Genomic DNA, 12935 nt, shown 5'->3' on the forward strand with positions numbered 1-12935 from the left:
GTGATGTCCCCGCGGCCACCGCGTCCATAGTCTCCTGGGACACCGCTCCCGAGGAGGACCCATGGCCATCGTCCAGGCGCCGCATACCGTCGCTTCCGCACCATCGCGGCACGCATCCCGCGACACCGGGATCGACTTCGTCAGGGCGCTGTGCGTTGTCGGCGTCGTCGTGCTGCACTCGATCATGGTCGGTGTCACGGTCTCCGACGGCGGTCCCGTGTTCGACAACGCCAGCGACGGCACCGGGTGGATCGCCCCGCTCAGCTGGCTGCTCCAGGTGATGCCGCTGTTCTTCGTGATCGGGGGCTTCTCCGGGCTGCTCGCCCACCGTCGGATGCGCGAACGCGGCGGGACGGCGGTCGGGTTCGTCGCCGGCCGCGTTCACCGCCTGCTGCGACCGGCCGTCTTCACGATCGCGGTCGTCGGTGTCGGACTCGCGCTCCTGACGATCTCCGGTGTTCCGGCCGACCTGATCGCGACGGCCGGCTTCCGCTACGGGCAGCCGCTCTGGTTCCTCGGCGTCTTTTTGCTCTGCCAGGTGCTGCTTCCTCTGCTGGCCTCGGCCCACGAGCACGCCCCCTTCCGCACGATCGGTGCGCTGGCCGCGGCATCCGTCGCGGTCGACATGCTGCGTGCAGCGACGGGGCTCGACGGGCTCGGCTTCCTGAACCTCGCATTCGTGTGGATGGCGCTGCAGCAACTCGGCTTCTTCCTGGCCGACGGACGCATCGACGCCCTCAGCCGCCGCGTCAGGGCCGTCGCGGGCATCGGAGCCCTGTCCCTCCTCCTCCTCCTCACGTTCGTGACGGGGCTCTACTCCCCGACCTGATCGCGAACATCAACCCGCCGACCGCAGGACTCCTGCTCGTCGGCATCGCGCACACCAGTCTGCTGTCGCTGCACCGCGAACGCCTCGAGCGTTTCAGTCGCCGCCCGCGTGTCGCGGCCTTCACCGGATTCGTGACCGCACGCACGATGACGATCTACCTCTGGCACATGCCCGTCCTGCTCGTGATGGCCGGGGCGACCGCCGTCTACGCACTGACCACCGGCGCCGTTCTCCCGGCGCTCGACAGCCCGGACTGGTGGGCGGCCCGTCCGCTCTGGCTCGCGACCTCGCTGGCCCTCACCGGGCTCGTGGCCGTGGCCCTGGCCCGGTTCGAATCGGAGCCGGCACCGCGGGCCACCGCTTCGGCGACTCGCCTCGCGGTCGGTGCCGTGAGCGGTCTGGTCGGCGTCGTGCTGCTCCTGGCCCTCGGTACGTCGGTCGCCACGGCGCTGCTCGCGGTGGCGCTGATCGTCGGAGCCCTCAGACTCGCCGCCGCGGGCGGGTCGCTCCCCTCGTCCGGCGCGCCCACGCTCGTCCCTGCGTAGGGTCAGCCCATGCCCCGCGCTGCCAGCGCGTCGCCCACGTCGTCCGCATGCCGCAGCGCCATCACCAGCACGGGGACGACCGTGCGGACGCCGAGCCGCACATCTCGCGCCCGCTCCGCCTCTCGCACGCGGTGGGCGAACCCTGCGATCACCGGGACCGTCGTGATCGTCAGCGAGATCGTGAGCGCCACCGCATCCGGATCCCGTCCGAACCGACGGAGCGGACGCAGAAGCCGATGCAGGACGGCGAGGAGATCGGACATGCGTGTCGTGAGCGTCAGCAGGCTCGCAAGGAGCAGCACGGCGACGACGCGCCCCGTGTTGATCCACGCAGCGAGCGGCGAGACGAAGATCACGAGCGCGGCGGCGAGCACGAGGATGATCCACCGCAGACGCCAGATCTCCGCGACCGGGACCCGGAACGACAGGCCGGCGACGCCGTACAAACCGAGGACCACCAGGAGCGAGAGAGCGATGCTCACGGCGTCGTGCGGATACATCGACAGCACGAGCGCGCCGACGGCCAGCGCGGCGAGCTTGAGGCCAGCCGGAGCACGATGCAGGATGCCGGTGCCGTCACGGTACAGCGCGATCACGCGCACGCCCGCCGATACGCGTCGATCACGGCAGCGGGGTCGCCCGATGCGACGACCCGCCCTTCGTCGAACAGCACGACAGCCTCGCAGCGAGCTGCCAGGTCGAGGTCATGCGTCACCACCACGACCTGTGCCTCCTGTGCGAGCAGGAGATCGCCGATGCGCCGCGCATTGCGCAGGTCGAGGAGCGTCGTCGGCTCGTCGGCCACGATCAGCTTCGGCTCGGTGATCAGCACGGAGGCGAGGGCGAGCATCTGCTTCTGACCACCGGACAGGCTCGACGCGGGGACGTCGGCGTGCGCGCCCAGTCCGTGCGAAGAGAGCGTCGCACGCACCCGGTCGGCCACTTCCTGCTTCGGACGCCCGCGCAACGACAGGGCGAGGTCTTCGGCCGGCGTCGGCATCAGGATCTGCGCATCCGGGTTGGTGAACACGAACCCGACGCGCCGTCGGACGGCCACGCGGTCCTGAACGCTGTCGAGCCCGTGCACCGAGACCCTCCCGCTGGTGGGGGCCACCAGCCCGTTCAGCAGTCGCGCGAACGTCGACTTGCCCGATCCGTTCGCACCGATCACGGCGATCGTCGGAGCGGTCAGCTCCACCGAGATGTCGTGCAGGACCGGCCTTTCGTCGAGCCGCACCGAGACGCGGTCGAGCGAGATGGATGCCACCGTGACCTCCGCTGCGCCCGTCATGACGCCCCCTCCCCGCAATCGTCCCCGTATCTCGGATCAGTCCTGAACACCGTTCACCTGAACGTCGTTCACTATAATCGGAGCATGAGTCCGGAGACGAATCAGGCACGGCACGACCGCGACAGCGTCGCCCGCAGCGCACTCGCCCTCCTCGACGAGGTCGGACTCGCCGACCTCTCGATGCGACGCATCGCCGCCCGGCTCGACGTACAGCCCAGTGCGCTCTACTGGCACTTCGCGAACAAACAGGAGCTGCTCGCCGAACTGGCCGACCGCATCACAGCCTCGATCCCCGGGGACGGCCGCGGCGTGCTCGCGACCGCCCGTGGCATCCGTGACGCGCTGTTCGCCTACCGGGACGGTGCAGAGCTCGTGCTCAGCACCTATGCCCTCCAGCTCGGCTCCTCGCACGCGCAGGGCGTGCTCACGGAGGCCCTCCGCGCACAGGGCGCGAACGATGCCGACGACCGCGGAGCGGCGCTCCTGCATTTCGTGCTCGGACACGCCCACTCGTGCAGCAGCGCATGCATGCCGACAGTCACGGCGCATTGCCCGCCGCAGCCGAGCCCGATGTGACCGCAGGACTCGATCGCGTCTTCGACCTCGGGGTCGCGTCTCTCGCAGGAGACCTCAGCGAACGGGCGACTCCGCCGCGTGCCCGAGCCTGAGGCCGGGCACCACCCCAACCGCCAGCAGAGCGATGCAGAAGGCGAACACCACCCCGAACGCGCCGGCCTCGCCGCCCAGAGACGCGACACCCAGACCCGCGAGGGCGATCGCGACGGCGGAACCGGTGGCATCCGAGATCGACAGCGCCGAGGAGTTGAAGCCCTGGTTGGTCTCATCCGAGTAGGCCAGGGTCAGCACCGTGAGTCGCGGGTACAGCAGCCCCATGCCACCGCCGGCGAACGCCCAGCCGACCACGACCAGGAGGGGAGACACGTCGAAGACCGCGGCGACGAAGACGCAGGAGAGCGCGATCAGCAGCATACCGAGACTGATCAGGGTGATGCGACGGTTCCCCAGCCGCTCGCCGAAGCGTCCCTGCAGTGCGGATGCACCCGCCCACGCCAGCGCCGCGAGCATCAAGGCGATACCGGCCCAGGTCGCGCTGAAGCCGAACTTCTTCATCAGCAGGTACGGGATGTAGGCCTCGGCGGCGAAGAACGCTCCCGCCGCGATGCCGCGCATCAACACGACGCTCGGGAGCCCGCGCCCCGCCCGAAGCGTGCGTCGGGGCAGCAACGGCAGGACGGCGACTCCGATGGCGAGGACCGCAGCGAGCGCCACCGGCCACCCGACGGACGGCGTCATGTCGGCCGAGAAGCCGACCACGACGGCCAGCACCGCCACGACGACGGCGAGCAGGAGGCGGACGACGAGCGCACCACGATCCTGTGGCTCCCCGTGACCGAGGTCGACACCGCGGAGCCGCACGGCGATCATCAGGAAGGCCGCAGCGGTGAGGACCGCGACTCCCAGGAACGCCCAGCGCCAATCCAGGTACTCTGCCACGGCCCCGGCGAGGAACGGACCGACCATCGACGGCACCACCCAGGCCGCGGCGAAGGCCGCGAAGATCCTGCCGTGCAGGTGCGGCGGGTACAACCGGGCGACGACGACGTACAGCGCCACCGTCTGACCGCCCGTGCCGAGCCCCTGGACCAGACGGCCGAGCAGGAACTGGTGCATCGTCACCGCGAAGCCCGACAGCAGCAGCCCGATGATGAACAGCGTCACGGCGACGTAGAGCGCGCCGCGCGCCCCCGCGCATCCGACCACGCCCCCGTGGCGACCATGCCGATCACGCTCGTGGCGAGCGTGCCGGCGAAGGCCACCGCGAACAGGGCCTCCCCGTCGAGCGCCGCGCTGACGATGGGCATCACCGTCGTCACCGCGAGCGCCTCGATCGCTGCGAGGAAGATCAGCGCGACCGCGCCGAGGGTGACCCAGATGCGGTGGCGATCCCAGATCGTGGCGACGTCGGCGGGCGGCGTCATCGGCCCACGAGCGCGGCGATGCGCTCGATGGCCTCGGTGAGGATCTCCGGACTGGTACCGAAGTTCAGCCGCACGAACCCGGCTCCCTCCGCGCCGAACGCCGGACCGAAGTGCAGGGCCACCTTCGCGTCCCGGAGGATGCGTCGTGCGGGGTTCTCACCCCACTCGAGTGCGGCGAGGTCGATCCACGCGAGGTACCCGGCGTCGGGGAGCCGATAGCGCGCGGCGGGAAGGTGCGCGGCGAGGAGGTCTTCGAGGAGCACCCTGTTCTCATCCAGTGTGCGCAGCAACCCGTCGAGCCACGGGTCGCTCTCCTCCGAGAACGCGGCGACGGCGGCGAGCAGCCCGAACTGGCCCGTGCGCCATTCGACTTCCACCGGGAGTCCTCGAACGACCGCGCTGGTCTCGTCATCTGCCGTCACCATCAGAGCGCACTTGAGGCCCGCGAGATTGAAGGCCTTGCTGGCGCTGACGACCGCGTAGCCGACGCGCGCTGCGGCGTCGCTGACCGCGAGGAACGGGGTGAAGCCGGTACCGGGCTGTGCGAGCGGCGCGTGGATCTCGTCGGAGACCACCGCCACACCGAATTCCTCGGCGAGCTCCGCGAGCGCGGGAGACTCTCTCGATCGTGCACCGTGCCGGTCGGGTTGTGCGGGTTGCAGAGCAGGATCGCCGTGGCCCCGCCCTCGAATGCCTCGCGGATGCCGTCCAGGTCGAGCTCCCACCGCGTTCCGGTGTCGCGGAGCGGCACACGCTCGACCTCGGCGCCGGCTTCCTCCACGAGGTCGTAGAACGGCGGGTACACGGGCGGCGTGACGACCACGCGCTCCCCGGCTGAGTGACGCGCCGCAGAAGCTCCACGATCCCCATGCTCACGTCCGCCGTGCTGCGCATACGCGCAGGGTCGGGCTCCCACCCGTACCGTCGGCTAGCGAACGCCGCGAAGGAGGCGGCGAGCGGTGTCCTCGACGCGACGTAGCCCGTGTCTCCGAGCTCGACCGCACGCTGCAGGGCCGCGGTGATCGCGGGGGCGAGCGGGAAGTCGGTCTCGGCGACGAACAGCGGAAGGACGTCTGCGGGGTACTCCCGCCATTTCTCGCTGCTGCGCTCACGAAGCTCCGCCAGAGACAGGGCCTTCACCTGAAGCATGGGTCCTCCCGAGGTTCCGACACGCGCCGTCGCCGTGTCATCGGAGCCGACGCGCGCGCACAGACCGCCTCTCGACGGTGCTCTCGTGCGGGGTCAGATGGCGAAGCCGAGCGCGCGCATCATGTCGCGCCCGTCGTCGGTGATCCGCTCCGGACCCCACGGCGGCATCCAGACCCAGTTGATCCGGAACCGATCGACGACGTTGTCCAGCGCCTGAGCGGTCTGGTCTTCGAGGACGTCGGTGAGAGGGCAGCCCGCGCTGGTCAGCGTCATGTGGATGACGAGAGCATCGTTCTCGTCATCCCAGGCGAGGTCGTAGATGAGGCCGAGGTCGACGACATTGATCCCGAGCTCGGGGTCCATGACGTCTTTGAGAGCCTCGGTGACCGCGTCGTACTTCTCGTCCGTGAGGGTCGCTGTCATGCGATCAGCCTACGCCTCGATAGGGGCTGCAGGGTCGAGGAAACGGTCGTATCCCTCGTTCTCCAGCCGGTCGGCGAGCTCGGGTCCGCCCTCTTCGACGATCTTCCCGGCGACGACGACGTGGACGAAGTCGGGGCGGATGTAGCGGAGGATGCGGGTGTAGTGCGTGATCAGCAGCACGCCGAGTCCGGTGGACTCCTTCGCGCGGTTGACGCCCTCGGAGACGATCTTGAGCGCGTCGACGTCGAGGCCGGAATCGGTCTCGTCGAGGATCGCGAACTTCGGCTTCAGCACCTCGAGCTGCAGGATCTCATGACGCTTCTTCTCGCCACCGGAGAAGCCCTCGTTGACGTTGCGCTGCGCGAACTTCGGGTCCATGCGCAGGTTCGACATGGCGGCCTTGACGTCCTTGGTCCAGCCGCGGATCGCGGGGGCTTCGCCGTCGAGCGCCGTCTTCGCGGTGCGCAGGAAGTTCGTCACCGTGACGCCGGGGATCTCCACCGGGTACTGCATGGCGAGGAAGAGCCCGGCGCGAGCGCGCTCGTCGACGCTCATCGCCAGGACGTCCTGGCCGTCGAACGTGATCGAGCCGGAGGTCACCGTGTACTTCGGGTGACCGGCGATCGTGTAGGCCAAGGTGGACTTGCCGGAGCCGTTGGGGCCCATGATGGCGTGCGTCTCACCGGTGTTCATGGTGAGGTTGATTCCGTTGAGGATCGGGGTGGTCCCCGCCTCGGTCTCGACCGTCACGTGCAGGTCGCGGATCTCGAGAACAGACATTCTTCAGACTTCCTTAATCACAGTCGGATCGATGAGCACGTCGTCGCCGTCGATCTGGACGACGTAGACCGGAACGGGCTCATATGCGGGGAGATTCTGGGGCTTGCCGGTGAGCAGGGAGAATGCGGAGCCGTGAGCCCAGCACTCCACCGTGTCGCCTTCCACGAAGCCCTCGGACAGCGAGATGTCACCGTGGGTGCAGGTGTCGCCGATCGCGTGGATCACACCTTCCCCGTCCTTGATCACGGTGATCGGCACTCCACTCGGCTCGACACGCAGGGGGGTGTCCTGCTCGAGGTCGGCGACGCCGCAGACGCGCTCCGCGGTCATGCGCTCACCTCGGCGAGCTCCGTCTCGATGGCCGCCAGCAGCTCGGTCTCGAGGGCGGGGATGCCGAGGCGCTGCACGATGTCGGTGAGGAATCCGAGCACGACGAGCCGTCGGGCCTCTTCCTCGGTGATACCGCGGGCCTGCAGGTAGAAGAGCTGCTCGTCGTCGAAGCGACCGGTGGCACTCGCGTGACCGGCACCGAGGATGTCACCCGTCTCGATCTCGAGGTTCGGGATCGAGTCGGCGCGCGCGCCCTCGGTGAGCACCAGGTTGCGGTTGGCCTCGTAGGAGTCTGTTCCTGTCGCGTCGGCGCCGATCAGCACGTCGCCGATCCAGACGCTGTGGGCGCTCTGACCCTGCAGGGCGCCCTTGTACAGCACGTCGCCCTTGGTGTGCGGGCCCTTGTGGTGCAGGTACACCTGACTCTCGAGGTGCTGCCCGGCATCGGCGTAGGAAAGCCCGTAGAGGTAGCCTTCCGACCCGGAGCCCGCGAGTTCCACGCTGGGGTTCACGCGCACGACGCCGCCGCCGAAGCTGACCACGAAGTGCTTGAGGGTGGCATCGGCACCGACGCGGGCCTGGTGCGCCGCGGCATGCACGGCGTCGTCGTCCCACTGCTGGACCGACACGACGGTGAGCTTCGCGCCGTCGCGGACGATGATCTCGACGTTCTGCGCGTACTGGGCCGAGCCCTTGTGCTGCAGCACGACGGTCGCGACGCTGTGCTCCAGCGCCTCGATCACGATGTGCGCATCCGCACGACGATCGGCGCCCAGACCGTTGAGGGCGACGAGGATCGGCTCCGCGACCTCTTCCTCGCGCGGGATGCGCACGTGCAGGGCGTCGGTACTCCCCTGCCATGCCACGGCTGCGGTGACGTCCTCCGCGAGGAAGACCTCTCCGCGCGGGGCGTCACCGGCTTTCAGGCCGGAAGCGGCGTACTCTCCGCCGGAGACGAAAGTCACGTCCACGCCGTCGTTCGCCGTGGCCGTGGTGAACAGCGGCGCGAGCTGGGCGACCGGAGTGTGCTTCCAGTTGACCTCGCGGCCGGTGGGCGACCCGAAGTCGGCCGGCTCGAAGGAGTGCGGACGCTCGGAGCGGGTCTGCACCGGGACGAATCCGGCGTCGGCCACCTGGGCTGCCGGGTCGATGTGCGCGTTCGTGTGCTGCGCCTCGCTGGGCGCGGTCGTCGAGGCCGCCATTTAGCCGACCGATCCTTCCATGCCCATCTCGATGAGCTTGTTCAGTTCCATCGCGTACTCCATGGGCAGTTCCCGGGCGATCGGCTCGATGAAGCCGCGCACGATCATCGCCATCGCCTCGTCCTCCGGCATGCCGCGGGACTGCAGGTAGAACAGCTGCTCCTCGCTCACCTTCGAGACCGTGGCCTCGTGGCCGAGCTGCACGTCGTCGACGCGGATGTCGATCGCCGGGTACGTGTCGGAGCGGGACTTGGTGTCGACGAGGAGTGCGTCGCAGCGCACAGTGTTCGCGGAGTGGTGCGCATTGGCATCGACGCGGACCTCGCCACGGTAGCCCGCACGGCCTCCGCCGCGGGCGATCGACTTCGAGACGATCGACGACTGCGTGTACGGCGCCATATGGATCATCTTCGCTCCGGCGTCCTGGTGCTGCCCAGGACCGGCGAAGGCGACGGACAGCGTCTCGCCCTTGGCGTGCTCACCCATCAGGTAGATCGACGGGTACTTCATCGTCACCTTGGAGCCGATGTTGCCGTCGACCCACTCCATGGTCGCGCCCTCGTGTGCGACCGCACGCTTGGTGACCAGGTTGTACACGTTGTTCGACCAGTTCTGGATCGTCGTGTACCGCACGCGCGCGTTCTTCTTCACGATGATCTCGACCACGGCCGAGTGCAGGGAGTCCGACTTGTAGATCGGCGCCGTGCAGCCCTCGATGTAGTGGACGTAGCTGTCCTCGTCGGCGATGATCAGGGTCCGCTCGAACTGCCCCATGTTCTCGGTGTTGATGCGGAAGTAGGCCTGCAGCGGGATCTCGACGTGCACGCCCTTGGGGACGTAGACGAAGGAGCCGCCCGACCAGACGGCCGTGTTCAACGCCGCGAACTTGTTGTCACCGGCGGGGATGACCGTGCCGAAGTACTCCTCGAAGAACTCCGGGTGCTCGCGCAGCGCGGTGTCGGTGTCCATGAAGATGACGCCCTGCTCCTCCAGGTCCTCGCGGATCTGGTGGTAGACGACCTCGGACTCGTACTGCGCGGCGACGCCCGCGACGAGGCGCTGACGCTCGGCCTCGGGGATGCCGAGGCGCTCGTAGGTCTCGCGGATCTCGGCGGGGAGGTCTTCCCAGCTCTGCGCCTGCTTCTCGGTGGAGCGGACGAAGTATTTGATGTTGTCGAAGTCGATGTCGCTGAGGTCGGCACCCCAGGTCGGCATCGGCTTGCGGCCGAAGAGCTGGTAGCCCTTGAGACGGGTCTTCAGCATCCACTCGGGTTCGTTCTTGAGAGCCGAGATCCCGCGGACGACCTCCTCTGAGATCCCGCGCTTGGCGACGGCACCCGCAGCGTCCTCGTCGTGCCAGCCGAACTCGTACACCCCCAGCCCGTCAAGCTCCGGGCGGTCGATCAGCACATCCGACATCCAACACTCTCCTCACAGGTCCCAAACGGTGTCATCCGCCCCGACACACCTGATCCCCGTCGAGTCTGCGGGAGCGGGTGCCGTTGGTGGGCCCTCATCACTGGCGCTTCCATCGCGCCTAAACTGTTGACGATGCTTCAGCGCGGTCAGCGCTCATCGCAACAATCCGATTCTACAGGTTCCGCCTGCCAGACGGGCCATGCCCGCCCGTTCGCGCGCGGTCCGGAGGACACATGACCGATACGACGATGCCCGCCTCCTCGACGACGCGAGCGGTTCCGCCTCGCTCCGCGGTGTGGGGTCGCGCGTTGACGGTGTTCGCGTGGCTCTCGTTCGTCAGCGAGACCATCATCATCGGCACGGGCGGTGCTGTGCGCCTCACCGGCTCCGGACTCGGCTGCTCCGACTGGCCGCTGTGCACGCCGGAGTCGCTCGTGCCGATCCTCGAAGTGCAGGGCATCCACGGACTCATCGAGTTCGGGAATCGGCTCATGACGGGCGTGGTCGGCATCATCGCCCTCGTCGTCGTCCTGCTGGTTCTGCACACCATCAGCGGCGCGCGTGCGCTCAAGACGGCGCTCTGGTACGCGCTGGCCGGGATCATCGCCGCCGGTGCCGCCTTCGCGATCGCGACACCGTTCCACTTCCCTGCTTCGCCCATCGCGCTCGGCGTGCTGCTCATCGCGGTGATCGCAGCCGCGGTGCACTCCGTACGGACGACCCCGACTCGGCGCGATCTGGTGCTGCTCGCGTGGCTCGTGCTGATCGGCGTGGTCGCGCAGGCACTCGTCGGAGGCATCACCGTACTGACGGGTCTCAACCCCTTCATCGTGGGATTCCACTACACGTCGTCTCTTCTCCTCGTCTGCGTCACCGCGGCGTTCCTGGTCCGGCTGAAGGCCGCCCCGGGCCCGCGAGAGCGCGCCGTCCCGTCGTGGTTCGCCGCGGTCACCCATGTCACGGGCCTTGCTCTGGCGGTGACCATCGTGTTCGGCGTCCTGACGACGGGATCGGGCCCGCACTCGGGAGACGCCGATGTGCTGCGGCACGGATTCGACGCGACCGTGCTGGCTCACGTGCACTCCTGGCCCGGATACGTGCTCGCCGCACTCGTCCTGTTCCTGACGGTGTCCGCCTGGGTACTGCGCCTGGAGCCGAGGCGGTGGCTGCTGGTCCTGGTCATCGCGATCCTCGTGCAGGTCGGCGTCGGGGTCTGGCAGGCACGGGAAGGACTGCCGCCGCTGCTGGTCGGCATCCACATGGTGCTGGCATCGCTCTCGGCGGCGGCGTACACAGTGGTCGTGCTGCACCTGAAGCGCCCCGCACGCATCGAAGAGTGACGTCCACAGTCGATCCATAGCTCGCACATCGCAGACTCACCGGAGCCGCAGCGATAGTGGGGGCATGAACAAGTCACTCTCACGCAGCATCGGATTCTGGCTCCTCCTGGTCGTGTCCCTCGCCACGACGGCGGTCGGCGGATGGCTCATCTCCGGTCAGATCGCGACGATGACGACGACCCTTCTCGACGGCACGGCCACCGGCGTCGAGGTGTACGTCGGTCAGTCGCTGGTCGTCGTGGGCGCCGGAGTCCTCGCCGCCGGAATCGTCGGCATCCTGCTGACGCTCGGACTCGTCGCTGCTCGTTCACTCGTCCCGACGCCTGCCCCGGCGGTCGTCGAGGCGATCGACTGGACGACCGCGCCGACCGAGGACCAGACCGCCGTGGCGGCTCCGACATCGACCAGCGGCGCGCCCCTCGCGGACACCGGCGACACCGTGACGGACGCACCCCTCACGCCCGCGGACGACCACTCGTCGTCCGCTGACTCCTCCGCCGCCGACTCCTCTGAGGACGACTCGTCGTCGGAGCAGCCCCTCACGCGCTGACGTCAATCGCCAGCAAGAGACCGCAACTCCAGAACGAGACCGAGGCGGCGTCGAGAGATCGACGCCGCCTCGTTCGTCACACCGGAGGGGACGTCAGAACGGCAGCAGCGGGTCGATCGCGACGGCGACGAAGATCAGCGTCAGATAGGTGATCGACGCGTGGAACACGCGCATCGGGCGCGGTTCCGTCCCGTGCACGGCACGGTTGTACAGGCGGTGCGACTCGTAGATGAACCATCCGCCGAACACCGCCGCCGAGACGGTGTACATGAGGCCCATCCCGGCGATCGGGACGAGGAGCAACGAGCAGGCGACGGTGGCCCACGCATACAGGATCACCTGGAGACCGACCTGCGAGGCGTTTCGCGTGACGCCCAGCATCGGCACGTCGACGTCTTCGTAGTCGTCCTTGTACTTCATCGACAGCGGCCAGTAGTGCGGCGGCGTCCAGAGGAACACGAGCAGGAACAGGATGAATGCCGGCCAGTCGAGCGACCCGGTGACGGCGGACCAGCCGATGAGCACGGGGAAGCATCCTGCGATGCCGCCCCAGATGATGTTCTGCTCGGTCCGGCGCTTGAGGATCATCGTGTAGATGACGACGTAGAAGAAGATGGCCGTCGCGGAGAGCGTCGCCGTGAGCCAGTTGGTCGTGGCGAGCAGCCACACCGTCGATGCGATCGCGAGCGTCCACGAGAAGATCAGCGCGCCACGAGGGCTGACCTCGCCGGTCACGAGCGGCCTGTTCTCGGTGCGGTGCATGTGCGCATCGATGTCGCGGTCCAGGTACATGTTGAACGCCGCGGCGGACCCGGCGCTCAGCGACCCGCCGATCACGGTCGCCAGCACGAGCCACAGATTCGGGAGCCCACCCTGTGCGAGGAACATCACGGGAACAGTGGACACGAGCAGCAGCTCGAGGACACGGGGCTTGGTGAGCGTGACATACGCCTTCACCGTGCGACCGATGGACGACTCCTTCACGGTCTGATCAGACATCGTCGAGATCTCGATCGCCTCCTCCGCACGTGTGACCGGACAACCTCTCCAGTGTATGACACGGGATGACGGGATCCG

General features: G+C 68.3%; 15 protein-coding genes and 1 pseudogene. 5 read left to right on the forward strand and 11 right to left on the reverse strand.

Annotated elements, in window-relative coordinates:
* Positions 1 to 61 precede the first annotated feature (61 nt).
* Positions 62 to 829 carry an acyltransferase family protein gene (locus K1X59_RS21370; RefSeq protein WP_244631902.1) on the forward strand — a complete coding sequence of 256 codons (768 nt, stop codon included), beginning with the start codon at positions 62 to 64 and terminating at the stop codon, positions 827 to 829.
* Between the two features lie 131 nt (positions 830 to 960).
* Positions 961 to 1374, forward strand: a complete 414-nt coding sequence (locus tag K1X59_RS21375; protein ID WP_244631904.1) for a hypothetical protein — start codon at positions 961 to 963, stop codon at positions 1372 to 1374.
* A 2-nt stretch (positions 1375 to 1376) separates the two neighbouring features.
* On the opposite strand, the gene K1X59_RS11135 is transcribed toward K1X59_RS21375, so the two are convergent.
* Entirely contained in the window at positions 1377 to 1970 is a 594-nt protein-coding gene (locus K1X59_RS11135) for a CbiQ family ECF transporter T component (RefSeq protein ID WP_220173405.1), read from the reverse strand.
* On the reverse strand, positions 1967 to 2665 hold the full coding sequence (locus K1X59_RS11140) for an energy-coupling factor ABC transporter ATP-binding protein (RefSeq protein ID WP_183150165.1): 699 nt from the start codon (positions 2663 to 2665) through the stop codon (positions 1967 to 1969). Before K1X59_RS11140 ends, K1X59_RS11135 begins: the two co-directional genes overlap by 4 nt.
* 84 nt (positions 2666 to 2749) lie before the next feature.
* On the opposite strand from K1X59_RS11140, the gene K1X59_RS11145 reads away from it, so the two are divergent.
* Positions 2750 to 3241: a TetR family transcriptional regulator gene (locus K1X59_RS11145; protein ID WP_258566809.1), complete on the forward strand. Its 492-nt coding sequence runs from the start codon at positions 2750 to 2752 to the stop codon at positions 3239 to 3241.
* A gap of 54 nt (positions 3242 to 3295) precedes the next feature.
* On the opposite strand, the gene K1X59_RS11150 is transcribed toward K1X59_RS11145, so the two are convergent.
* From K1X59_RS11150 to sufB, 8 genes and pseudogenes are all read right to left on the reverse strand, one after another.
* A complete protein-coding gene (locus K1X59_RS11150) occupies positions 3296 to 4447 on the reverse strand; it encodes an MFS transporter (RefSeq protein WP_258566810.1) in 1152 nt (383 codons plus the stop codon).
* On the reverse strand, positions 4402 to 4665 hold the full coding sequence (locus tag K1X59_RS21380) for a hypothetical protein (protein WP_258566811.1): 264 nt from the start codon (positions 4663 to 4665) through the stop codon (positions 4402 to 4404). Before K1X59_RS21380 ends, K1X59_RS11150 begins: the two co-directional genes overlap by 46 nt.
* Positions 4662 to 5814, reverse strand: a pseudogene (locus tag K1X59_RS11155) (MalY/PatB family protein). The gene K1X59_RS21380 and the pseudogene K1X59_RS11155 overlap by 4 nt, the downstream one beginning before the upstream one ends.
* Positions 5815 to 5907: 93 nt before the next feature.
* Positions 5908 to 6237 carry a metal-sulfur cluster assembly factor gene (locus K1X59_RS11160; protein WP_017202280.1) on the reverse strand — a complete coding sequence of 110 codons (330 nt, stop codon included), beginning with the start codon at positions 6235 to 6237 and terminating at the stop codon, positions 5908 to 5910.
* Positions 6238 to 6246: 9 nt separating this feature from the next.
* Positions 6247 to 7017, reverse strand: a complete 771-nt coding sequence (gene sufC / locus K1X59_RS11165) for a Fe-S cluster assembly ATPase SufC (protein ID WP_183150168.1) — start codon at positions 7015 to 7017, stop codon at positions 6247 to 6249.
* Positions 7018 to 7020: 3 nt separating this feature from the next.
* A complete protein-coding gene (locus K1X59_RS11170) occupies positions 7021 to 7347 on the reverse strand; it encodes a non-heme iron oxygenase ferredoxin subunit (RefSeq protein ID WP_183150169.1) in 327 nt (108 codons plus the stop codon).
* Positions 7344 to 8549, reverse strand: coding sequence for a Fe-S cluster assembly protein SufD (sufD, locus tag K1X59_RS11175; protein ID WP_183150170.1), 1206 nt, complete (start codon positions 8547 to 8549; stop codon positions 7344 to 7346). The genes K1X59_RS11170 and sufD overlap by 4 nt, the downstream gene beginning before the upstream one ends.
* Positions 8550 to 9968: a Fe-S cluster assembly protein SufB gene (gene sufB, locus K1X59_RS11180; protein WP_183150171.1), complete on the reverse strand. Its 1419-nt coding sequence runs from the start codon at positions 9966 to 9968 to the stop codon at positions 8550 to 8552.
* A 233-nt stretch (positions 9969 to 10201) separates the two neighbouring features.
* Between sufB and K1X59_RS11185 the strand changes: the two genes are divergently transcribed.
* Positions 10202 to 11308, forward strand: coding sequence for a heme A synthase (locus tag K1X59_RS11185; protein WP_183150172.1), 1107 nt, complete (start codon positions 10202 to 10204; stop codon positions 11306 to 11308).
* Between the two features lie 64 nt (positions 11309 to 11372).
* Entirely contained in the window at positions 11373 to 11858 is a 486-nt protein-coding gene (locus K1X59_RS21385; protein WP_244631910.1) for a hypothetical protein, read from the forward strand.
* 93 nt (positions 11859 to 11951) lie between these two features.
* Here K1X59_RS21385 and K1X59_RS11195 read toward each other — a convergent pair whose 3' ends face one another.
* Complete coding sequence (locus K1X59_RS11195) at positions 11952 to 12872, reverse strand: heme o synthase (RefSeq protein WP_396652589.1); 921 nt, start codon at positions 12870 to 12872, stop codon at positions 11952 to 11954.
* Positions 12873 to 12935 lie beyond the last annotated feature (63 nt).

This window comes from Microbacterium sp. Se5.02b (assembly GCF_019464375.1).
GTDB lineage: Bacteria > Actinomycetota > Actinomycetes > Actinomycetales > Microbacteriaceae > Microbacterium.

Excerpts from the sequence above, each read along its gene's own strand:
- K1X59_RS21380 (WP_258566811.1), bottom strand. The coding sequence starts at position 4,665 with ATGACGCCGCCCGCCGACGTCGCCACGATCTGGGATCGCCACCGCATC.
- K1X59_RS21370 (WP_244631902.1), top strand. The coding sequence starts at position 62 with ATGGCCATCGTCCAGGCGCCGCATACCGTCGCTTCCGCACCATCGCGG.
- sufB (WP_183150171.1), bottom strand. The coding sequence starts at position 9,968 with ATGTCGGATGTGCTGATCGACCGCCCGGAGCTTGACGGGCTGGGGGTG.
- sufD (WP_183150170.1), bottom strand. The coding sequence starts at position 8,549 with ATGGCGGCCTCGACGACCGCGCCCAGCGAGGCGCAGCACACGAACGCG.
- K1X59_RS11140 (WP_183150165.1), bottom strand. The coding sequence starts at position 2,665 with ATGACGGGCGCAGCGGAGGTCACGGTGGCATCCATCTCGCTCGACCGC.
- K1X59_RS21385 (WP_244631910.1), top strand. The coding sequence starts at position 11,373 with ATGAACAAGTCACTCTCACGCAGCATCGGATTCTGGCTCCTCCTGGTC.
- K1X59_RS11145 (WP_258566809.1), top strand. The coding sequence starts at position 2,750 with ATGAGTCCGGAGACGAATCAGGCACGGCACGACCGCGACAGCGTCGCC.
- sufC (WP_183150168.1), bottom strand. The coding sequence starts at position 7,017 with ATGTCTGTTCTCGAGATCCGCGACCTGCACGTGACGGTCGAGACCGAG.
- K1X59_RS11170 (WP_183150169.1), bottom strand. The coding sequence starts at position 7,347 with ATGACCGCGGAGCGCGTCTGCGGCGTCGCCGACCTCGAGCAGGACACC.
- K1X59_RS11160 (WP_017202280.1), bottom strand. The coding sequence starts at position 6,237 with ATGACAGCGACCCTCACGGACGAGAAGTACGACGCGGTCACCGAGGCT.
- K1X59_RS11185 (WP_183150172.1), top strand. The coding sequence starts at position 10,202 with ATGACCGATACGACGATGCCCGCCTCCTCGACGACGCGAGCGGTTCCG.